Annotated in this window: 20 protein-coding genes; 12 read left to right on the forward strand and 8 right to left on the reverse strand. The window is 54.9% G+C overall.

Translation table 11 applies throughout. The features are described from left to right. Positions 1-13: 13 nt before the first annotated feature. Both fruK and fruB read right to left on the reverse strand, forming a co-directional pair. Complete coding sequence (gene fruK / locus E2F51_RS22190) at positions 14-952, reverse strand: 1-phosphofructokinase (RefSeq protein WP_013203017.1); 939 nt, start codon at positions 950-952, stop codon at positions 14-16. Next, positions 949-2082, reverse strand: coding sequence for a fused PTS fructose transporter subunit IIA/HPr protein (fruB, locus tag E2F51_RS22195; RefSeq protein ID WP_013203018.1), 1134 nt, complete (start codon positions 2080-2082; stop codon positions 949-951). Before fruB ends, fruK begins: the two co-directional genes overlap by 4 nt. A gap of 411 nt (positions 2083-2493) precedes the next feature. On the opposite strand from fruB, the gene E2F51_RS22200 reads away from it, so the two are divergent. Further along, positions 2494-3717, forward strand: coding sequence for a sugar efflux transporter (locus E2F51_RS22200; protein ID WP_105760665.1), 1224 nt, complete (start codon positions 2494-2496; stop codon positions 3715-3717). Here E2F51_RS22200 and E2F51_RS22205 read toward each other — a convergent pair. Further along, positions 3714-3968, reverse strand: coding sequence for a YkgJ family cysteine cluster protein (locus E2F51_RS22205; protein WP_053144197.1), 255 nt, complete (start codon positions 3966-3968; stop codon positions 3714-3716). The genes E2F51_RS22200 and E2F51_RS22205 overlap by 4 nt on opposite strands. Positions 3969-4164: 196 nt before the next feature. Between E2F51_RS22205 and yeiP the strand changes: the two genes are divergently transcribed. After that, positions 4165-4737, forward strand: coding sequence for an elongation factor P-like protein YeiP (gene yeiP, locus E2F51_RS22210; RefSeq protein ID WP_013203021.1), 573 nt, complete (start codon positions 4165-4167; stop codon positions 4735-4737). Between the two features lie 54 nt (positions 4738-4791). Here yeiP and E2F51_RS22215 read toward each other — a convergent pair whose 3' ends face one another. Further along, the gene (locus tag E2F51_RS22215; protein ID WP_049789611.1) at positions 4792-5103 is read right to left on the reverse strand and encodes a hypothetical protein; all 312 of its coding nucleotides are present in this window, start codon (positions 5101-5103) and stop codon (positions 4792-4794) included. A gap of 115 nt (positions 5104-5218) precedes the next feature. Between E2F51_RS22215 and E2F51_RS22220 the strand changes: the two genes are divergently transcribed. From E2F51_RS22220 to yejF, 8 genes are all read left to right on the forward strand, one after another. Beyond that, positions 5219-6208 carry a GTP-binding protein gene (locus tag E2F51_RS22220; protein ID WP_134824591.1) on the forward strand — a complete coding sequence of 330 codons (990 nt, stop codon included), beginning with the start codon at positions 5219-5221 and terminating at the stop codon, positions 6206-6208. 39 nt (positions 6209-6247) lie between these two features. Further along, positions 6248-6964 (forward strand): phosphatase PAP2 family protein, encoded by a 717-nt coding sequence (locus E2F51_RS22225; RefSeq protein ID WP_105760659.1) that lies wholly within the window; start codon positions 6248-6250, stop codon positions 6962-6964. A 507-nt stretch (positions 6965-7471) separates the two neighbouring features. Further along, positions 7472-8047 carry a bifunctional murein DD-endopeptidase/murein LD-carboxypeptidase gene (gene mepS / locus E2F51_RS22230; protein WP_134824592.1) on the forward strand — a complete coding sequence of 192 codons (576 nt, stop codon included), beginning with the start codon at positions 7472-7474 and terminating at the stop codon, positions 8045-8047. A 110-nt stretch (positions 8048-8157) separates the two neighbouring features. Then, a complete protein-coding gene (locus tag E2F51_RS22235) occupies positions 8158-9762 on the forward strand; it encodes a cyclic di-GMP phosphodiesterase (protein ID WP_134824593.1) in 1605 nt (534 codons plus the stop codon). An 87-nt stretch (positions 9763-9849) separates the two neighbouring features. Then, complete coding sequence (locus E2F51_RS22240) at positions 9850-11658, forward strand: extracellular solute-binding protein (RefSeq protein WP_134824594.1); 1809 nt, start codon at positions 9850-9852, stop codon at positions 11656-11658. 10 nt (positions 11659-11668) lie between these two features. Then, entirely contained in the window at positions 11669-12757 is a 1089-nt protein-coding gene (locus E2F51_RS22245) for a microcin C ABC transporter permease YejB (RefSeq protein ID WP_013203028.1), read from the forward strand. Next, positions 12757-13782 (forward strand): microcin C ABC transporter permease, encoded by a 1026-nt coding sequence (locus E2F51_RS22250; protein WP_134824595.1) that lies wholly within the window; start codon positions 12757-12759, stop codon positions 13780-13782. Before E2F51_RS22245 ends, E2F51_RS22250 begins: the two co-directional genes overlap by 1 nt. Next, positions 13782-15365, forward strand: coding sequence for a microcin C ABC transporter ATP-binding protein YejF (gene yejF, locus E2F51_RS22255; protein WP_134824596.1), 1584 nt, complete (start codon positions 13782-13784; stop codon positions 15363-15365). The genes E2F51_RS22250 and yejF overlap by 1 nt, the downstream gene beginning before the upstream one ends. 21 nt (positions 15366-15386) lie before the next feature. On the opposite strand, the gene E2F51_RS22260 is transcribed toward yejF, so the two are convergent. The 3 genes from E2F51_RS22260 to rsuA form a co-directional block, all read right to left on the reverse strand. Beyond that, on the reverse strand, positions 15387-15728 hold the full coding sequence (locus E2F51_RS22260) for a YejG family protein (RefSeq protein ID WP_013203031.1): 342 nt from the start codon (positions 15726-15728) through the stop codon (positions 15387-15389). Positions 15729-16003: 275 nt separating this feature from the next. After that, on the reverse strand, positions 16004-17203 hold the full coding sequence (locus E2F51_RS22265) for a Bcr/CflA family multidrug efflux MFS transporter (protein WP_013203032.1): 1200 nt from the start codon (positions 17201-17203) through the stop codon (positions 16004-16006). Between the two features lie 40 nt (positions 17204-17243). Further along, a complete protein-coding gene (gene rsuA / locus E2F51_RS22270) occupies positions 17244-17948 on the reverse strand; it encodes a 16S rRNA pseudouridine(516) synthase RsuA (protein ID WP_105760654.1) in 705 nt (234 codons plus the stop codon). A gap of 185 nt (positions 17949-18133) precedes the next feature. Here rsuA and E2F51_RS22275 point away from each other — a divergent pair, with 185 nt between their 5' ends. Together E2F51_RS22275 and rplY are read left to right on the forward strand one after the other, a co-directional pair. Beyond that, positions 18134-19888 (forward strand): DEAD/DEAH box helicase, encoded by a 1755-nt coding sequence (locus E2F51_RS22275; protein ID WP_013203034.1) that lies wholly within the window; start codon positions 18134-18136, stop codon positions 19886-19888. Between the two features lie 137 nt (positions 19889-20025). Further along, positions 20026-20310, forward strand: a complete 285-nt coding sequence (rplY, locus tag E2F51_RS22280) for a 50S ribosomal protein L25 (RefSeq protein WP_013203035.1) — start codon at positions 20026-20028, stop codon at positions 20308-20310. 56 nt (positions 20311-20366) lie between these two features. Here rplY and yejK read toward each other — a convergent pair whose 3' ends face one another. Then, entirely contained in the window at positions 20367-21371 is a 1005-nt protein-coding gene (gene yejK / locus E2F51_RS22285; protein WP_013203036.1) for a nucleoid-associated protein YejK, read from the reverse strand. Positions 21372-21445: the final 74 nt, after the last annotated feature.

The following is a 21445-nucleotide window of genomic DNA, read 5'->3' on the forward strand; positions in this document are numbered from 1 at the left end:
TGCTCTCCTGCTGTCAGTTAAATGGTTGTAGGTCGACACGCGCCATCATCGCGGCCAACTGGGTACGGTCTTTAACGCCCACGTTGCTCTGGCTGACGGCCATGGCCGCCACTGCCGTTGCCAGACGCAGCGTGTGCTCGCTGGATTCGCGCATTAACAGGCCGTAAATCAGCCCGCCAACCATCGAATCCCCGGCACCTACTGTGCTGACGACTTCACAAGCCGGTGGTTTGGCGATCCATTCGCCTGAAGCATTGACCCACAGCGCGCCTTCAGCGCCCAGTGAGATCACCACGTGGGCAATACCCTGCTCGCGCAAGGCATGCGCCGCTTCAATCACGTCCTGCAAATCTGGCAGTTTACGTCCGGCCCAGATTTCCAGTTCGCGGCGGTTCGGTTTCACCAGCCATGGCGCAGCCTTCAGTCCGGCTACCAGCGCTTCACGGCTGCTGTCAAAGATGATGCATGGGCAATGAGTGCGCAGCGCAGTCATCCACTCGGTAAAGGCATCCGGATCCACGCCCGCCGGCAGACTGCCGCTGACGCAAACCATATCGAACTGGCCCAGCCAGGTCAGAGAGTCGGTAGTGAAACGCTCCCAGTCCTGCGGCGTGACTTCAAAACCGGAAAAGTTCAGGTCCGTCACGTCACCATCTTTTTCCGTCAGCTTGACGTTGATGCGCGTACGGCCTTCAACCACCTGGAAACGGTTAGCAATCCCCAGCTCGCTGAACAGGTGCTGGAAGCCATCCTGATTCTCTTTGCCGAGGAAGCCGCCGACGGTGACATCAATGCCGAGGTCCTTCAGCACCTTGGCGACGTTGATGCCTTTACCGGCAGCGTGCAGGCCGGTGGTTTTCACCAGGTTAACTTCGCCCCGCTCAACTTCCGGGGTGTAACCCACCAGATCATAAGCCGGGTTCAGGGTAATGGTTGCAACGCGTCTGCTCATGATGCGCCCTCGCCCAGACCCGCTGAGATCGCCTCACCGATGGCTGTCAGGCAGGCTTGTGCATCTTCGCCACTGGCGGTGAAGCGCAGGCGGTGGCCTTTCTTCACGCCCAGCGCAACCACTTTCATCAGGCTGCGTCCGTTAGCCGGTTTGCCGCTGCCGTCGAGATTGGTGACGGTAACATCACAATTGAACTGTTTGATGACGGTGACCAGCGCGGTACCCGGACGGGCATGCAGACCATGCTCGTTGCGAATAGTGAACTCTTCCGTCAGCACGTCGGCCTGCTCGGAGACGTCGCTGGTCAGCAAGGCCAGAATGCCCGCCGCATCCGCACTCAACAGGCGATCGGCTTTCTGCTGGATCAGCAGGTCGCTGAGGTAATTCAGCACGCTCATTGGTTTATCGTCCGCCACTGCTACGGTCAGCAGCAGCGCGGCTTTCTCGCCATCAACATCAAAGGCATTCGCCACGCGGCTCACCGCCACTGCGCTACCCAGGTTGCCTTCGGTGCTGTCGCTGAGCCAGATGCCCTGTCCCAGATTCAGCGGCTTGCCAGAAATGACGCTGCTGACAAAGCTGGCATCAACCGCGCCAGCCTGCTGCAGACGACCGGCGTTCAGCGCCTGTAACGTCATTAAGTCGCTGGCGGCCACGTCGGTCGCAATCAACGAGGTGTCGAATTTGAATTCGGTACCCTGCTTTTCGCCCATTAACAGGGCGCGCAGCGTCTCCGCAGAGTCGGTGGTCTTCAGCTCTTCAGCCACGCTGTCATCACTGAGAACGTGCGTCAGCTGGCGAAGAAGCGCCAGGTGTTCATCAGATTTGGCGGCAATACCAATCACCACATACGCGGTCTGATCGTCACCCCAGGCAATCCCCTGTGGGAACTGGAATACCTGCACACCCGTTTGCAGCACCAGATCACGCGTGTCCGTGGTGCCGTGTGGGATAGCGATTCCGTTACCGAGGTAAGTGGAGGTCTGCTGCTCGCGGGCAAGCATCCCGTTGATATACCCTTCCGCCACATTACCGGCTGAAGTCAGTGCAGCGGCAACCTGGTGGATGGCCTCTTCTTTATTACCGGCGGTGGCACCGGGATGAATGGCGTTCAATGCTAGCTGGAACATAGTTCTCCTCTCTGCTGAATTTGAATCGTTTCAGCTAATTTGAGAAAAAAAGCGCTGACTGTGGAGTAACAAGCTGAACAGGCAACGCTGAAACGTTTCAATGAGTTTGGTCCCGATCCTCAATGGGTTGCAAGTTTTACCGCTAACGGCGTAGCATATTTTTGATGCTACGCACACTTTGCTGACCTTTTCAGGAAAATCCAGGCGGTTGCCGTTGCGTTTGCTGACGGCTGCTGAAATCGCCGTTTGCCTTAAGGAACTGAATTCAAACGGGAGGGTCTGCCAGGGACGCGTCTGGTGCAGAAAATGCGATTTTTGTCTGTGCTTTATTGGAACAAATGAAACGGCTTTTTAATTGCCTGTGCTGGGCGTAGAATTCAGCCGTTTTCCTTAAGATGAACAGGGTTTTTCATGCAAAATCCGCCGGTAAGAGTCCGCATTCTGCCCGATACTCAGTCACTTGCCTTCCTGGTCGTTGCCTTTATTACCGGCCTGGCGAGCGCGCTGCAAACCCCGACGCTTAGCCTGTTCCTGTCTGGTGAAGTCCACGTGCGGCCGTTTATGGTGGGGCTGTTCTTCACCGTCAACGCCATTGCCGGGATCTTCGTCAGCCAGCTAATAGCACGCTATTCCGATCGTCAGGGCGACCGCAAAAGCCTGATCCTGATCTGCTGTCTGGTCGGTGCCCTCGCCTCGCTGTTATTCGCCTGGAACCGCAACTACTTTATCCTGCTGCTGATTGGCGTGGTGCTGTCCGCCTTCGGCAGCACGGCCACGCCTCAGATGTTCGCGCTGGCACGTGAGCACAGCGATAAATTGGGCCGCAGCAGCACCATGTTTACCTCGGTGATGCGCACCCAAATTTCGCTGGCCTGGGCAATTGGCCCTCCGCTGGCCTTTATGCTGGCGCTGGGTTACGGCTTTAAGAACATGTATTTGTGCGCCGCCCTGGCCTTTATCCTGTGCGCGGTGATTGTGCGGGTAAAGCTGCCTTCGATGCGCAAAACCCGGCCGATCACCGCCACCCGGTTACAGGCTCCCCGGGAAAATCGCCGTGACAGTTTGCTGCTGTTCAGCGGGTGCACCTTAATGTGGGCGTGCAACGGGCTTTACCTGATTGCCATGCCGCTGTACGTGGTCGGCACGCTGCATCTGTCTGAGAAACTGGCGGGGATGTTGATGGGCCTGGCAGCAGGCCTGGAAATTCCCATTATGCTGCTGGCGGGTTATTACGCTAAACGTTTTGGTAAGCGCCTGATGATGCGCATTGCGGCCCTGTCTGGCCTGCTGTTCTATTGCACCACGCTGCTGTTTACCAGCGAGATCCCGCTGCTGTTAAGCCAGATGCTCAACGCCGCCTTTATCGGCATTATGGCCGGGATCGGCATGATCTACTTTCAGGATTTGATGCCCGGACAGGCTGGCGCGGCAACCACGCTGTTCAGCAACTCCACCCGTATGGGCTGGATTATTGGCGGATCGCTGGCGGGTATCGTGGCCGAAATATGGGGATATGCTGCGGTGTTCTGGTTTGCGGTAGCGATGATGGTGCTGGCCACCGGCTGCATCTGGCGGCTGAAAGAGGTGCAGTCCGCGCAACCTCAGCGGGATCCAGCAGAAGCGACGCGGCCTTAAGGTGCCGTCTGGCGCTCAAGGTCCAACAGATAGACCATCGCTTCCTGATGGCTGGTTTTACACATCTCCCGCGAGGGCTTTAATCCGGCGCAAACCGCTGGCCGTAACGGAGAGTTAAAAATCTTGCAGCGGGACTGTTCGTCCAGCTGAATGCAGCGGGTATTCGCCGGTTTGCCGTTCGGCATCCCCGGCAAAGGCGATGAAATTGAAGGCGCGGTACAACAGGCCCCACAGGCAGCACGGCACTCCATTTCATATTCCCCTCAGCAGTAAAGCGCGACAATAGCAGGCGGCGGTCAGGAAGGCTATTCTTTAGTGAAAGCCTGTGATGGCGCAAAGATCCGCGCTTTTTCTCCTGCATAAATCAGCTATGCACTTGCCTGAATTCTCAAGCCGGAGTAATTTGACGCGAGAATTTTTCACGGCCCTGTTATCGAGATAAAACCCATGCCAAGAGCAAATGAAATTAAAAAAGGGATGGCGGTCAGCCACAACGGCAAACTGCTGTTAGTAAAAGATATTGATGTGCAGAGCCCAAGTGCCCGCGGTGCTTCAACACTGTATAAAATGCGTTTTACCGATATCCGTACCGGGCTGAAGGTAGAAGAGCGTTTTAAGGGCGATGAGATCATCGACACCATCTCCTTAAGCCGCCGCCAGGTCACCTTCTCTTATATAGACGGTGATGAGTACGTGTTTATGGATGATGAAGACTACACCCCGTACCTGTTTAAGTCGGAGCAGATCGAAGAAGAACTGCTGTTCCTGCCAGAAGGTGGCATTCCGGGTATTCAGGTATTAACCATGGATGGCCAGATTCTGGCGCTGGAACTGCCACAGACGGTGGATATGGAAATCGTCGAAACCACGCCGGGGATTAAAGGGGCGTCTGCCAGTGCGCGGACCAAACCTGCGACCATGAGCACCGGGCTGGTGGTTCAGGTGCCAGAATACCTGAGCAATGGCGATAAAATTCGTATTCATATCGCTGAGCGTCGCTACATGAGCCGCGCAGACTAACGATGTTAACCGGCGATGCGCAGCGCATCGCCGTAATTGTTATATTATAACAAATCAATTATAGTTGACGGTGAGTTCGCCAAACTTATGTGCCGGATCCAACCAGCGAAAATCCGATCGTCCCACCCCTTTCGGCAACGCCTGATTTGCCATCAATGAAGAGGTCGTCAGTTGGTTTTTTCCCTGCCGGTAGCAGAGGCTTTGAACCTGACTCTTCCGGACAGACATATCACAGCCAGACTCCACAATTGCGCCCTGGAATGTAATCACTCCTGAGGCGGTTCTCCCCGACGTCTCCTGTGCCAGAACATGACTCGTCCATGAGGTCAAAAGCACCATCACCACAACCGATTTAATGCCGTTCATAGAAACCTCATACTGTTGTTCTACACCTGTTGAGCGTAGCTGGGCGTTGAGATAAACAGATCGGCACTATTGGCGAAAACTTAAATTTTTTAGTCTTAAATGTCTGGAGTGAGAGATGACCCGCGTAAACCTGATCACCGGCTTTTTAGGCAGTGGCAAAACCACAACCCTGCTGCACCTGCTGGCCAATAAACCCGAAAATGAGCAGTGGGCCGTGCTGGTCAATGAGTTTGGTGAAGTCGGCATTGATGGTGCCCTGCTGGCAGACAGCGGTGCGATCCTGAAAGAGATCCCGGGCGGCTGCATGTGCTGCGTCAATGGATTACCGATGCAGGTCGGGTTGAATGTGCTGCTGAGGCAGGCGAAGCCCGATCGCCTGCTGATTGAACCGACCGGTTTAGGCCATCCCAAACAGATCCTCGATATGCTGTCCGCCGAGGTTTACCGTCCGTGGCTGACGCTGGATGCCTCTTTATGTGTGCTGGATCCTCGCCAGCTTGCCGACCCACGCGTGGTGGAAAATGAAAATTTCCGCGACCAGCTGGCGGCCGCGGACATTATCGTCGCCAATAAAGAAGATCGCTGGCAGCAGGCAGATAAAGACGCGTTGGCGCAGTGGCAGGCAGCCGATGAACATCAGCGGCCCGTTGTTACCACCCACTTTGGCAAAATTGATCACGCTCTGCTGGCCGAACCGCGCATCAATCTGCGTCAGCTGCCAGCAGGTCAGCATCACGCCCATTCGCGTTCACAACCGCAGTCGGGCCTCGCGGCGCTGGCACTGACCTCGGGCGCGCGTTGGCGGCGGTCGTTGAATGCTGGCCAGGGTTATCATGCCTGCGGCTGGATATTCGACGCGGATACGGTGTTCGACACCATCGGGCTGCTGGAGTGGGTCCGGCTGGCGCCGGTTTCCCGCGTGAAAGGCGTTATGCGCATTGCGGAGGGATTAGTCAGTGTGAACCGTCAGGGAGACGACTTTCATATCGAAACCCGCGCGTCTTCCCCACCGGACAGTCGTATTGAGATGATCCATGAAGGAGAAGCCGACTGGAATGAACTACAATCTGCTTTGTTGAAACTTCGTTTAACTTTCACGGGTTAATCTGCCCGGTTATTATTTCTTAATAAATCCTTAACACAAATGACGACTAAACGTTTACTGATGATCCTGGTGCTGAACGCGCTGGGATTTGCGCTGTTTTTCTCATGGTATCTGCCTGAAAACCATGGCTTTTGGTTTCCGATAGATAAAGACCTTTTCTATTGGTTCAACACTCATCTGGTGACCAGCAAGCCGCTGCTTTGGCTGTTGGCTATCACTAACTTCCGCGCGTTTGATGGCGTGTCGTTGTTAGCAATGGGTGCGCTTTATCTGCATTTCTGGCGCCGTGAAACGCCCGTGGGCCGTCGCCGCCTGTTAGCGATCGGCATTGCGATGCTTATTTGTGCCGTGGTGCTGAATCAGCTGGGCCATTTAATTCCGGTTTCCCATCCCAGCCCGACCAAATTCTTCCCGGATGTGAATCACGTGTCGAAATTAACCGGCATTCCGGCGAAAGATGCCTCGGCAGATAGTTTCCCTGGCGATCACGGTATGATGCTGATGATATTTGCCTGCTTTATGCTGCGTTATTTCAGCCGCAGGGCATTTATGCTTGCCGTGGCGATTGTGCTGATCTTTGCCGCGCCACGGATCATGATTGGTGCGCACTGGTTTACCGATGTGGTAGTCGGTTCGCTCTCAATCGTGCTGGTGGGCATGAGCTGGTGCCTGATGACGCCGTTAAGTGACTTTATTGTAAATGCGTTATATCGTCATTTGCCGGGTAAATATAAGCCTGTTCAGTCATCTTCTTAGCAATAACGCCAGCCGTTAATGGGATAACAGGAAATCGTCCTGCCATTAACGGCTTAAAAAATCGTTAGCATCCTAATTAAGTGACACTCAAAAGATTTCATTATGGTTACAGCCCTCTTAAAATGGTGACTTAACGCCATTGTCCAGCGTGATTAATCTCACTTTTTTAGCATAGCCTTTTTTTTACCCAATTTTTCTCATATTTCCCTCAAGTTTTCCTCACGATTGTCGATATTGTAGGCGCATTCTTACATTTCTGTTTCACATCATAAAATCCTATAAAAAAGTCGCTAAAACCCCTCGCCACGGGGCTTGTATTCGGGTAACCTCAATTTCCATTAGGCTGCATTCGTAGACTAATTCCAGGATTTACACTCAAAACTGTGCGCTTTTCCACAATTTCGGGTTTCAGGAATTGTCTTAGACTGTTGCGCTAATTAATCTCGTTCCGTTTTATCACTTATCTAGCGACCTCGTCGTTAAGGACCTCAAGGGATCACAAACATAATGGTCAAGTCTCAACCAATACTGAGATATATCTGGCGGGTGTTACCCGCGGTCGCGTTAGCGACAGTTTTATCAGCATGTAGCTCGACGAATACCAGCAATAATGCACAAACTGATACTCATGCAGTTAAGGGCCAGAACGGCTTTTTACTTCAAGCGTCTCAGGATGAATTCGAACAGATGGTCCAAAATGGGGATATCAAATCCCGCCTGATGGATCAGTATGCAGACTGGAAAGGCGTTCGCTATCGCCTTGGCGGTACCAGCAAGCGCGGCATTGATTGTTCGGCATTTGTACAGACCACCTTCCGTGAGCAGTTTGGACTCGATCTGCCTCGTTCAACTTACGAGCAGGAAGACACCGGAAAGAGCATTAATCGTGGCAAGTTACGCCCAGGAGATTTAGTACTGTTCCGCGCCGGTTCCACCGGACGCCATGTCGGTATCTATCTTGGCAACGATAACTTTGTACACGCATCGACCAGCAGCGGCGTGATGATTTCGAATCTGAACGACAGCTACTGGAAGACGCGGTATCGCGAAGCTCGCCGGGTCCTTAGCCATATGCCTGGCTGATTTCAATCCCTTGAAGTCCGCGGAAAAACGAGATAACAGAACGCTGCTTCGGCAGCGTTTTTTTTGGTTTACAGGGACATAAAAAACGGCGCTCCCCGGAGATCCCCACAATGCCACTGACAAAAACGATAACGCGGCATGTGACCAATCCGCGCAAGATTGCCCAGTTTAGTGCCGCTATTGGCGTCTTATTATTTTTTCTCTTTATTGTCATTACCCTGCTTTTGCTCTGGCACCAGCGCGCCAGAAATCATGACCGGCTGGCCAGCGAAACCCAAAATTACGTCATTCATTCTTTAACGGAGCTGCGGCAGACGCTGGCGCCGTTACTCTCAGTCACCACCCTTTCCTGCCCTGCGGTAAACAGTACGCTGACGCAGAAGGCCGCCTTTGCCGGTAATATCCGTGCCATTTTACTGGTCAGTCATAATATCGCCTTTTGCTCTTCCGCGACTGGCACCATGCAGGTCGCCGTTTCCCGGCTGTCACCCGACACGCAAACCAGTCACGCGTCAGATATCCAGCTCCTTGCCGACACGCCAATGGTGCCCGGTAAACCGGCGATTGCCTTGTGGTTAAAAGGCCCAGGCTCTCAGGGAAGTGGTGTCCTGACCACGCTAAATATTAATCTTACCGATTATCTGCTGATGGCCGCAACGCAGCAGGAAGTCAGCGGTATGGCCATCGTGGCAGGCAATAATGCGCTGACCACCTGGCAGCGACGGGTCATTTCCGTTAAAGACCTCCCCGCTTCACCACTTAAAACCATCGCCATTCCTGGCTATGGCATGACCCTGCAGCTGTATGGCAAAACCTTGCCGGCAAAGGATATCAATCTGATCCTGCTGGCGGGGTTACTGCTGGGTCTGCTCGGCGGCAGCGGCTGCTTCCTGCTGATGACGCTGAAAATAAAGCCCGGCAAGGAGATCCTGCTGGGTATTAAGCGCGGTGAGTTTCATGTGGAGTATCAGCCGGTGGTCGAAGTCTCCACCGGCAAAGCGGTAGGACTGGAAGCGCTGCTGCGCTGGACGCACCCAACGGAAGGCCCTATCTCGCCAGATACCTTTATCAGCTATGCCGAAGGGAAAAATATGATTATCCCGCTGACCCGTCATCTGTTTCAGCTGGTCGCCAGGGATGCGCACAAATTTCGCCATGCGGTGCCTGCCGGCGTGAGCCTGGGATTAAATCTTTCTCCCAAGCACCTTATTGATGCCGGTTTTATTCAGGACGTGAAAAACTGGCTGGCTTCGATGCCCGTTAACCACTTCAGCTACATTTTCGAAATTACCGAACGGACGATGGTGGAAAAGAATAATGCTGATGAAGTGTTCGACTGGATCCACCAGCAGGGGATCCGCATTGCCATTGACGACTTTGGCACCGGGCACAGCGCATTAATCTATCTGGAACAGTTTAAGTTCGATTATTTAAAAATCGATCGCGGCTTTGTGCAAAGTATTGGCCTGCAAACCGTTACCTCACCGGTATTGGATACCGTATTAACGCTGGGCAGAACGCTTAATTTACGCACCGTTGCCGAAGGGGTGGAAACCCAGCAGCAGGTCAGGTGGCTGCTTCAGCACGGCGTCACCTATATGCAGGGGTTTTATTTCAGCCGCCCGCGTACGGTTTCCCAGCTGATTGAATATTTTAATGAAGAGCGGGCGCGGGGTCCTGTGTCCCTGTCGGCCAACGACTGTCTGGAAGCGTAAAGAGCGGGATTTACGCATTGCTTCGCCTGTTCTCCTGCTGCTACGCTTGCACAGTGCGTTTTTTTTCTCCCGGAGCCGAATAACACCATGATATTGCGCTGGTTTACTTTTTTACTCTTCAGCGTGACGGCTGCCGTCGCCCAGGCTGAAAATATCAGTGAGAGTTATGCCTTCGCGCAACTCGGTGAACCCAAATACGCCACCGACTTCACCCACTACGACTATGCCAATCCTGCTGCGCCCAAAGGCGGCAGCGTCACGCTGTCGGCGATTGGCACCTATGACAACTTCAACCGCTTTGCGATGCGCGGCAATCCCGGTGCCGGTACAGACACCTTATATGATTCCCTGTTCACCACCTCCGATGATGAAACCGGCAGCTATTATCCGTTGATTGCCGAGTTCGCCCGTTATCCGGATGATAGCCGCTGGGTGGAAGTGACGCTGAACCCGCAGGCGCGATTCCAGGACGGATCGCCGATCACCGCCGAAGACGTTGCCTTCACCTTCCATAAATTTATGACCGAAGGCGTGCCGCAGTATCGCGTGTTTTATAAAGGCGTGACGGCGAAAGCCATTTCCCGCCTGACCGTGCGCTTTGAATTGTCTGAAAGCGATCGCGATAAAATGCTTTCCCTGCTCTCGACGCCGGTATTTCCAGAGAAATTCTGGAAGGATCACAATCTGGGCGAACCGCTCGCCAGCCCGCCGTTATCCAGCGGCCCTTATCGCATTACCGCGTATAAAGTGGGCCAGTCGATCACCTATTCTCGCGTGAAGGATTACTGGGCCGCCAATTTACCGGTGAATAAAGGACGGTTTAATTTCGATACGCTGCGCTACGACTATTACCTTGATGACAACGTGGCATTTGAAGCCTTTAAAGCCGGTGCCTTTGATTTTCGCACCGAAGGGTCGGCCAAAAAGTGGGCAACACAATATCGCGGCAAGAACTTTGAGAATCACTTTATTACCAAAGACGAACAGCCGAATGATGTGGCCACTGCCAGCAGCTGGCTGGCGTTTAACGTGCAAAAACCGCAGTTCAGCGATCGTCGGGTGCGGGAAGCGATCTCCCTCGCCTTTGATTTTGAATGGATGAATAAAGCGCTGTTCTACCATGCCTATAACCGTACCAACAGCTATTTCCAGAACACCGAATATGCCGCGCGAAACTATCCGGATGCCAAAGAGCTTGAGCTGCTGGGCCCCTTAAAAGGCAAAATACCGGATGAGGTGTTTTCACAAATTTATCAGCCACCGAAAACCGACGGCAGCGGCTATGACCGGGCGAATTTGCTTAAGGCGCTGGCGCTGCTGAAACAGGCCGGCTGGGAGCTTAAAAATCAGAAGCTGACCAATGTGAAAACCGGCAAGCCCTTTACCTTTGAACTGTTGCTGCGCAGTGGCGGCAACGATCAGTGGGTACTGCCTTTCCAGCATACCCTGAGCAGATTGGGCATCACGCTGAACGTTCGCCAGGTCGACAGCTCGCAGTATCTTGCGCGCCTGCGCAAAAGTGATTTTGATATGCTGCCCTCGCCCTACCCGGCGATGACCTTTCCGGACAGCAATCTGCAATTCTACTGGGCGTCCTCTTTTATCAGTTCCAGCTATAACCGCCCGCATGTGATGAACCCGGTTCTCGATGGGCTAATCGCCCAGATCAACCAGCATCAGGGCGATCGGGCCGCGCTTCTGCCGTTGGGTCGCGCGCTGGATCGGGTGCTGACCTGGAGTTATTACATGATCCCGATGTGGTATAACGCCACCAACCGGTATGCTTACTGGAATAAGTTTTCAATGCCATCGACCCGCCCGACCTATTCTCTGGGCTTCGATAACTGGTGGTATGATGTGAACAAAGCCGCGCAGCTGCCGGCCCAACGTCGTTAAGGAGTCAGGATTGGGCGCTTATTTACTCCGCAGACTGCTGCTGGTGATCCCAACGCTGTGGGCGATCATCACCATCAATTTCTTTATCGTGCAGATTGCGCCCGGTGGGCCGGTCGATCAGGCTTTGGCGAATATTGAGTTTGGCCAGACCACCGGCATGCCGGGCGGCAACAGCGGTGAAAGTCAGAGCCGGGCCAAACTCAGTGCTAATCCCGGTGACAGCCAGTATCGCGGCTCGCGCGGCTTAGACCCGGAAGTGATCGCTGAGATCACTAAACGCTACGGGTTTGATAAACCGCTGTATGAACGCTACTTCACCATGCTGTGGAACTATGCCCGCTTTGATTTTGGCGACAGCCTGTTCCGCAGCAGCTCGGTGCTCCAACTGGTCAAGGACAGCCTGCCGGTCTCCATCACCCTCGGGTTATGGAGCACGCTGATCATTTATCTGGTCTCCATTCCGCTGGGGATCAAAAAAGCGGTGCGCAACGGCAGCGCCTTCGATATCTGGAGCAGCACGCTGATCATTATCGGCTATGCCATTCCCTCCTTCCTGTTCGGTATTTTATTGATCGTGCTGTTTGCCGGCGGCAGCTATCTCGACTGGTTCCCGCTGCGCGGCCTGGTGTCAGCGCAATTTGATTCGCTGCCGTGGTACGGCAAGATTGGAGATTATCTCTGGCACATTACCCTGCCGGTGATAGCCACGGTCATTGGCGGCTTTGCCACCCTGACCATGCTGACCAAGAACTCGTTTATGGATGAGATTCGCAAGCAGTATGTGGTGACCGCCCGTGCCAAAGGGCTGGATGAGAAGAAAATTCTCTATCGCCACGTGTTCCGTAACGCCATGCTGCTGGTGATTGCCGGTTTCCCGGCCACCTTTATCAGCATGTTTTTCACCGGCTCGCTGTTAATCGAAGTGATGTTCTCACTCAATGGCCTGGGCCTGCTGGGCTATGACGCCACTATTCAGCGCGACTATCCGGTGATGTTTGGCACGCTGTATATTTTCACGCTGATTGGCCTGCTGCTGAATATCCTTAGCGATATCACTTATACGCTGGTCGATCCGCGCATTGATTTTGAGGGACGATAATGAGCCGCTTAAGCCCCGTTAATCAGGCGCGCTGGGCGCGATTCCGTCATAACCGCCGCGGTTACTGGTCGCTGTGGATTTTTGCCATGCTGTTTGTGCTCTGCCTGGGTGCCGAGCTGCTGGCCAACGACAAGCCGCTGCTGGTGCATTATCACGACCGCACCTATTTCCCGCTGGTCATCGATTATGAAGAAACCGATTTTGGCGGCCCGCTGGCCACCGCAGCGGATTATCAGGATCCCTGGCTGAAGTCGCGTATTGATAAGGAAGGGTGGGCGATTTGGGCGCCGATCCGCTTCGGTGACGGCACCATTAACTTTGCCACCACGGTGCCCTTCCCTTCCCCACCTTCAGCGCAGAACTGGCTGGGCACCGACGCCAACGGCGGCGATGTGCTGGCGCGCATCCTCTACGGTATGCGCATCTCCCTGCTGTTTGGCCTGATGCTGACGCTGATTTCCAGCGTGATTGGGGTGATTGTTGGCGCCTCGCAGGGCTATTACGGCGGCAAAGTGGATTTATGGGGCCAGCGCTTTATTGAAGTCTGGTCCGGGATGCCAACGCTGTTCCTGATTATTCTGTTGTCGAGCGTCATCCAACCGGGTTTCTGGTGGCTACTGGCAATTACGGTGGTGTTTGGCTGGATGCAGTTGGTGGGCGTGGTCCGGGCGGAATTTCTGCGCACCCGCAACTTCGACTACATTCGTGCTGCGCAGGCGCTGGGCGTCAGCGACCGTAAAATCATGTCGCGCCACATGTTGCCCAACGCGATGGTCGCCACGCTGACCTATCTGCCGTTTATCCTCTGTGGCTCGATCACCACGCTGACCTCGCTGGACTTCCTTGGCTTTGGCCTGCCGCTCGGTTCGCCTTCGCTGGGTGAACTGCTGTTGCAGGGCAAAAATAATCTGCAGGCGCCCTGGCTTGGCATCACCGCCTTCTTCTCGCTGGCGATCCTGCTGTCGCTGTTAATTTTTATCGGTGAAGCGGTTCGCGACGCCTTTGACCCCAGTAAGGTGTACTGATGACGCTGCTGACCGTTAAAAATTTAAGCATTGCCTTCCGCCAGGCGGGCGTTGACCGCCAGGTGGTCAGTGACCTGTCGCTGTCGGTGGGTGCTGGCGAAACGCTGGCGCTGGTCGGCGAGTCGGGGTCCGGCAAAAGCGTGACCGCACTGTCAATGATGCGTCTGTTGCCCACGCCGCCGGTAATTTATCCGCAGGGGGAAATCCTGTTTAACGGCCAGGATGTGCTGAAGGCCGATGAACGCACGTTGCGCGGGCTGCGTGGCAACCGCATGGCGATGATTTTTCAGGAACCGATGATCTCGCTGAACCCGTTGCACAGCATTGAGAAACAGCTGTACGAAGTGCTGTCGCTGCATCGCGGGATGCGTAAAGAGGCGGCGCGCGCGGAGATGCTGAGCTGTCTCGATCGGGTTGGCATCCGCCAGGCGGCGAAACGGCTGAATGATTTTCCGCACCAGCTTTCCGGCGGCGAACGTCAGCGCGTGATGATCGCCATGGCGCTGCTGACGCAGCCACAGCTGTTGATTGCCGATGAACCGACCACCGCGCTGGATGTGACCGTGCAGGCGCAAATCCTGACGCTGCTGCGCGAGTTAAAGCAGGAGCTGAATATGGGCCTGCTGTTTATTACCCATAATCTGCGGATTGTCCGGCAGCTGGCAGACAATGTGGTGGTGATGCGCAACGGCCAGGCGGTGGAAACCAATAGCACCACACAACTGTTCAGTGCGCCGCAACATGCCTATACCCAGGCGCTGCTGAACGCCGAACCGGAAGGTCGGCCGGAGCCGGCAGACGTCGATGCTGAGCCCTTGTTGCGGGTTGAAAATTTGCGGGTGGCCTTTCCGATTAAACAGGGCTTTTTACGGCGCATCACCGGCTACCATCATGCTTTGAAGTCGTTAAGCTTTACCCTGCGGCCCGGCGAAAGTCTTGGGCTGGTTGGCGAGTCTGGCTCCGGTAAAAGCACCACCGGGCTGGCGCTGCTCCGCCTGATCCAGTCCGAAGGCGAGATCTGGTTTAACGATCGGCCGCTTCATCAGTGGGATCGTCGTCAGATGCTGCCGGTTCGTCGTCAGGTGCAGGTGGTTTTCCAGGATCCCAACTCGTCGCTGAATCCGCGCCTTGACGTGCTGCAGATTATTGCCGAAGGCTTGCAGGTGCATCATCCCGATCTGAACGCGGCCCAGCGCGAAGCCAGAGTGATTGCGGCGATGGAGGAAGTGGGGCTGGATGCGGAAACGCGCCACCGCTATCCGGCAGAATTCTCCGGTGGCCAGCGCCAGCGCATTGCGATTGCCCGCGCGCTGATCCTTGAACCGCAGCTGATCATTCTGGATGAACCGACCTCTTCCCTCGATCGCTCGGTGCAGAAGCAGATTCTGGCCCTGCTGAAAAAACTGCAAAACACCCACCGGCTGGCGTATATCTTTATCAGCCACGATTTACAGGTGGTGCGCTCGCTCTGTCATCAGGTGGTGGTGTTGCGGGAAGGAGAAGTGGTGGAACAGGGAGAGTGCGAACAGCTGTTCGCTGCCCCGAAAGCCGACTATACCCGCCAGCTGCTGTCACTGGCCTGAGTCACTCTCTGCCTGATACGTTCAGGCAGAAGAGTCTTTAAGGGTTTCTGCAATGCCCACGCCGAAGTTTTTCAGGCGACAGGTGGTGGTGCACTCATCATGACGTGAGACAAACAGGCAAGGTTCCCCTCCCCACTCCACCACGGCACAATCGAGCTGGATTTCAGCCAGCGCGTCTTTAATCATCTGCATAATGTCCCACGCCTGCGCGCCCTGATGGCTGAGCAGCGTCAGACCGACCAGATCGTCATCGGCAGTGATGCTGTTAAGAATAAGCGGTTCGACACAGGTGCCGGTTGGCCCTGCGCCCCAACGATAACTTTGCGGTAAACGGTGTACCACCGAATGTTGTAACGTATTCACCCGAACTCCCCAGACCGGTACTGCAGTCTTCCAGCGGCCAAAGCCGTAAACGTTGCCATGAGAATGGCTTATTTTTGAGAAGTACCTCTCATTTTAACGTTATATTTACCGCGTTAACGGCGTGATAACAACCCCTTTTGTTGCATGAAGGTAACTTTTCGTTGGGTTATTTTCACATATCTATAACATTAGTGCGGGTAAAGCATTCAGGCAAGGTCTGGAAAGAAGGGATGTGACAGGGAATAAGCTGTGCGCCTTGCGACGCACAGTCGGTATCAGGCAGCCGCGCCCTTACGTGGACGGGTGGCGTAGATGAACAGCAGGATGGACAGGGTCGCGCAGATAAAGATAGATCCCACCATTGGCCAGGCGCTCTGGAATGACAGCGTGGAAAGCAACGCCCCCACCAGCGCACCGACACCAAAGCGTAACGTCCCGGCCAGTGAAGACGCGGTACCCGCCATATGCGGAAACTCTTCGAGGATCACCGCCATTGCATTCGATGACACCATCGCCACGCAGCCGATAAACATTGCCACGCCAAACACCAGAGGCAGGAAGCCAAGGTTAAGCGCACTGACGATCACCATCCACACCGCCATGGTGAACTGCACCAGCAGCCCGAAGCGGAACATCGCCAGCGGGCCGAAACGGCGCACCGAACGGCTGTTCAGCAGGGTCATCAGGAACAGGAACACCACGTTAAGCGCAAAGTAGTAGCCAAAATCCTGCGGCGTGATGTGGTTCAGCTCAATATAGACAAACGGCCCGGCATTAAGGAAAGAGAACAGCCCGGCAAACGAGAAGCCGCTGGCCAGCATATAGCTGAATACCCGCTTATGGCGGAACAGCGACAGGAAGTTACCCATCGTGGTGCGCAGATGGAATTTTTGCCGCTTATCTTTGGGAAGCGTCTCTTTAATCTGCGTGACCACCAGCACGGTGGTGATGACAGCCGCGCCGGAGATGGTCCAGAAAATGGCGTGCCAGCTCCACAGCAACAGCAGCCAGCCACCGACAATCGGCGCCATCAGCGGGGCGATAGTGGTCACCAGCATCACAAACGACATCATGCGTGAAAACTCCTCTTTCGAGTAGGTATCACGCATTAACGCACTGATCACCACGCTGCCGGCCGCCGCCGACAGGCCATGCAACAGGCGCATAAAGATCAGCTGGTCGATGGTTTGCGACATCGCACAGGCCGCGGCCGCGACGGCAAAAATCAGCGTGCCGGCGGCAATCACCGGTTTGCGGCCAAAGCTGTCGGCCAGCGGGCCATAAATTAGCTGACCCAGGGCAAATCCAAGAATGTAGATATTCAGCGTCATCTGCACGCTGCCTGCCGACACCCCGAATTCACGAGCAATTTGCGGTAGCGCAGGCAGGTACATATCAATCGACAACGGCATTAACATGGCCAACAGGCCGAGGATCACCACCAGTCCCACTGATGAGTTCTTGTCCTTACGCACCCTCATTGCTCCTCACTTCCGGTTTGATCTTTAAATGTTATTAGCGGGGAACGACCACACTGGCAATTTCTTCTGCCGTCAGTGGGCGATATTCCCCTTCTCCCAGGTCTTCATCCATCACAATGGCACCAATGCGCTCACGGTGTAATGCCACAACGTGGTTACCCACCGCTGCAAACATCCGTTTCACCTGGTGATAGCGTCCTTCGCTGATGGTGAGACGCACCTGGCACTCGCTGACCACTTCCAGCGTGGCGGGTTTGGTCAGGTCTTTCTCGTTGTGCAGCTGTACACCCGCCGTGAACTGCGCGGCGGTGTCATCGGCAAGCGGTGACTCCAGCGTTACCAGGTAGGTTTTTTCGCAATGATGGCGAGGAGAAGTAATCCGGTGTGACCACTGACCGTCATCGGTCATCAGTACCAGGCCGGTGGTATCGATGTCCAGTCGCCCTGCCGCATGCAGTTTGTAGGCGGTGGGCTCTTCGAGGAAATACAGCACGGTAGGATGATCCGGATCGTCAGTAGAGCAGACGTAGCCTTGTGGCTTGTTCAGCATAAAGTAGCGCGGCCCGAACTGCAGGTGCAGCGGATTACCGTCATATTCTACCTGGTTTTCCGGCTTGAGCTTGAAGGCTCCCTGCCTGACCACTTCCCCGTCTACGGTGACTTTATGAGCCCGTAGCTCACGAAGGGCAATCGCCCGGCTGATTTCCAGTTGCTGAGACAAAAATTTATCAAGTCGCATTAAATCTGCACTGCCTGTTTAAATGAGAATGAAACCGACGCACCGCTAACCGGCACGTTTGAAGAGAGAATTTCGAAATGAACCCACAGTATATCGGGAGTTAGGCCTCAGGCACAGAGGCTGACAGGCATCAATGCCGCTTTCGTGGCATAATGCGGTTTTGCTCCCAGATTGCCTGAAAATTCATGTCGTTTACCCTACGCCCTTATCAACAGGAAGCGGTTGATGCCACGCTCAGCTACTTCCGTCGCTCCCATCAGCCCGCCGTTATCGTGCTGCCTACCGGTGCGGGCAAAAGCCTGGTGATTGCTGAACTTGCCCGTCTGGCAAAAGGTCGGGTGTTGGTCCTCGCGCATGTGAAAGAGCTGGTGGCGCAAAATCACAGCAAATATCAGGCTTACGGTCTGGAAGCCGATATCTTTGCCGCCGGGCTGCAACGCAAAGAGAGCCGCAGCAAAGTGGTTTTTGGCAGCGTGCAGTCCGTGGCACGCAATCTGGCGCAGTTCGATGCGGAATTCACCCTGCTGATCGTCGATGAATGTCACCGCATCAGCGATGCCGACGACAGCCAGTATCAGCAAATCCTCGCGCATCTGCGCCAGCGCAATCCTCACCTTCGTCTGCTGGGCCTGACCGCCACACCCTACCGGCTCGGCAAAGGCTGGATTTACCAGTTCCATTACCACGGTATGGTGCGCGGCAACGAACGCGCGCTTTTCCGCGACTGCATCTATGAACTGCCGCTGCGCTATATGATTAAGCATGGCTTTCTGGTGCCGCCTGAACGGTTGGATATGCCGGTGGTGCAATACGATTTCAGCCGTTTGACCGCTAACGAGAATGGTCTGTTTAGCGAAGCCGATCTCAACCGTGAACTGAAGCAGCAACAGCGCATCACCCCGCATATCATTCAGCAGATCGTCGAGTTCGCGCAGGATCGCCAGGGCGTAATGATTTTTGCCTCAACGGTTGAACATGCGAAAGAGGTGCTGGGCCTGCTGCCCGGCAGTAAAGCGCTGATCAGCGCCGGAACGCCAGGCCCTGAGCGCGATGCGCTGATTACCGCATTTAAAGCCCGCGAACTGCGTTATATGGTCAACGTTGCGGTGCTGACCACCGGTTTTGATGCCCCGCATGTCGATCTGATCGCCATCCTGCGGCCGACGGAATCGGTCAGCCTCTATCAGCAAATCGTCGGACGGGGATTGCGCCTGTCCCCAGGAAAAACCGACTGCCTGATCCTCGATTATGCCGGCAACCCCCACGATATTTTCACCCCTGAAGTCGGCGCGCCGAAAGGCAAAAGCGACAACCAGCCGGTGCAGGTGTTTTGCCCTGCCTGCGGCTTTGCCAATACCTTCTGGGGAAAAACCACCGCCGATGGCACCATCATCGAGCATTTTGGCCGCCGCTGTCAGGGCGTGCTGGAAGACGATGACGGCGAACGCGAACAGTGCGATTTCCGCTTCCGTTTCAAAAGCTGCCCGCACTGTAATGCCGAAAACGATATTGCCGCGCGAAGATGTCACCAGTGTGACGCGATCCTCGTCGATCCCGACGATATGCTGAAGGCGGCGCTGAAACTGAAGGATGCGCTGGTGCTGCGGTGTGCCGCGATGGTGCTGGAAAGCGGTGCTGATGAGAAGGGAGAATGGCTGAAGGCGCGCTATTACGATGAAGAGGCAACGGAAGTCAGCGAGCGGTTCCGACTCACCACGCCGGCGCAACGAACCGCCTTCGAGCAGATTTTCCTGCGTCCGCATCAGCGTGCACCGGGCGTGCCGCTCGGCTGGAAAACCGCTGCGGATATCGTCGCCCTGCAGCCGCTGCTGCGCCAGCCGGACTTTGTGGTGGCCCGCAAGCAGCGTCATTACTGGCAGATCCGTGAGAAGATGTTCGATTATCAGGGCCGCTACCGCCGCGCCAACGAACTTCGTTAAGGCATCCGCTTTAATACATTGCCCGCACAGCCTTAGTTGGGCTATACTTCGCCCCGCTTTTGCTAATGCAAAAGTTGAACACTCCAACCTGTTGCTGGGTCGCCTGTAACAGGATCATCAGATAAAGAGATTGAACAATGTTCACTATCAATGTTGAAGAACGTAAAGAGCAGGGCAAGGGTGCGAGCCGCCGCCTGCGTTTAGCTAACAAATTCCCAGCCATCATCTATGGCGGTGAAGTTGCACCAATAGCTATCGAACTGGATCACGACTCAGTAATGAACATCCAGGCTAAGCCTGGTTTCTACACTGACGTTCTGACCCTGGTCGTCAACGGTAAAGAAGAAAAAGTAAAAGTGCAGGCTGTTCAGCGTCACCCGTTCAAGCCAAAACTGCACCACATCGACTTCGTTCGCGCTTAATCGCCTGACCGAAATCGTTTGAAGAAAACGCCGCTTATGCGGCGTTTTTTTTTGCCTTAACCGCCGCTGCTCCGACGCTGCAGCTGGTCGCGCAGGTTTGGTGGCGTGCCTTTAATGGTCAGCGTGTCGGTCGCCGGATCCCAAAAAATACGTTCGCCTAACAGCAATGCATCGAAGTTCAGCGTCATTCCGCCGCCGCTTCCGGCGAACTTGGTCAGCTGACGCAGCGTACCGCGATCGGCCGGGAAGCTCTCTTCCAGCTCGTAACCCTGCTCCTGAGTGAACGCCTGGAAGGTTTTCTCCCCCAGCGGCGCCAGCTCGTTGGACAAGCCTTCCAGCTCGATCTCTTCACCGGCTTTTAACTGCTCGCTGCAATAGCTGTGCACCTGCTGACGGTAGTTCTGCCGCTCGTTTTTATCGAGGCTGGCCTCAGAACAGTAGTCATCAACCGCCTGCAACAGACCCCGGTTTTGCGCTTTGGTATCCAGACCGACGCTGGCACCGAGGAAATCCATAAAGAAGTCGGAAACTTTGCGGCCCACGCGCCCCCGCAGGAAGGTCAGGTAGCGGGTGGATTCCGGATTGGTTTCCCATTCCGTCAAATCGATGCGTGCAACGATATCCGCATGATTGATATCAAGATAATGGGTGCTGCTGATATCCAGCGCTTCATTGACGCGCATACTGTTCTGGCTGTTCAACACGGCAACCAGCAAATACTCTACCGCCAGATAGCGATAATGGCCGAACAGCACGATGCCGCCTTCAGCGAACGGGTATTTGGCCAGCTCATCACGCAGGCGACCGGTGGCTGCCCGGCTGAAAGCCAGAAAATCGTCTTCGCCTTTGCGGCAGTTACGCAACGCATCCGCCAGTTCGCTCTCTTCATTAAACAGGCCATAAGCCTTGCTCTTGGCGCTGTAAACGCGGTGCAACTCTTCCATCATTTCGGTGACGGGCGCATTGGCAGGCAGCAGCGATTCGCGCAGCACCAGCTCAAGCGTCTGTTCATCGCGCTTGATCAGCTGGTGGAGGGCAATCTGCTCGATATCCAGACTCATGGTAGACTCTCCTTTTAACGTAGGCGCGTATTCAATCACCGAGTGTCGCTACGATCAACAGGCAACAACATTAA

Origin of the sequence: Erwinia sp. QL-Z3, assembly GCF_004551645.1 — a bacterium.
Taxonomy (GTDB): Bacteria; Pseudomonadota; Gammaproteobacteria; order Enterobacterales; family Enterobacteriaceae; genus Erwinia; species Erwinia billingiae.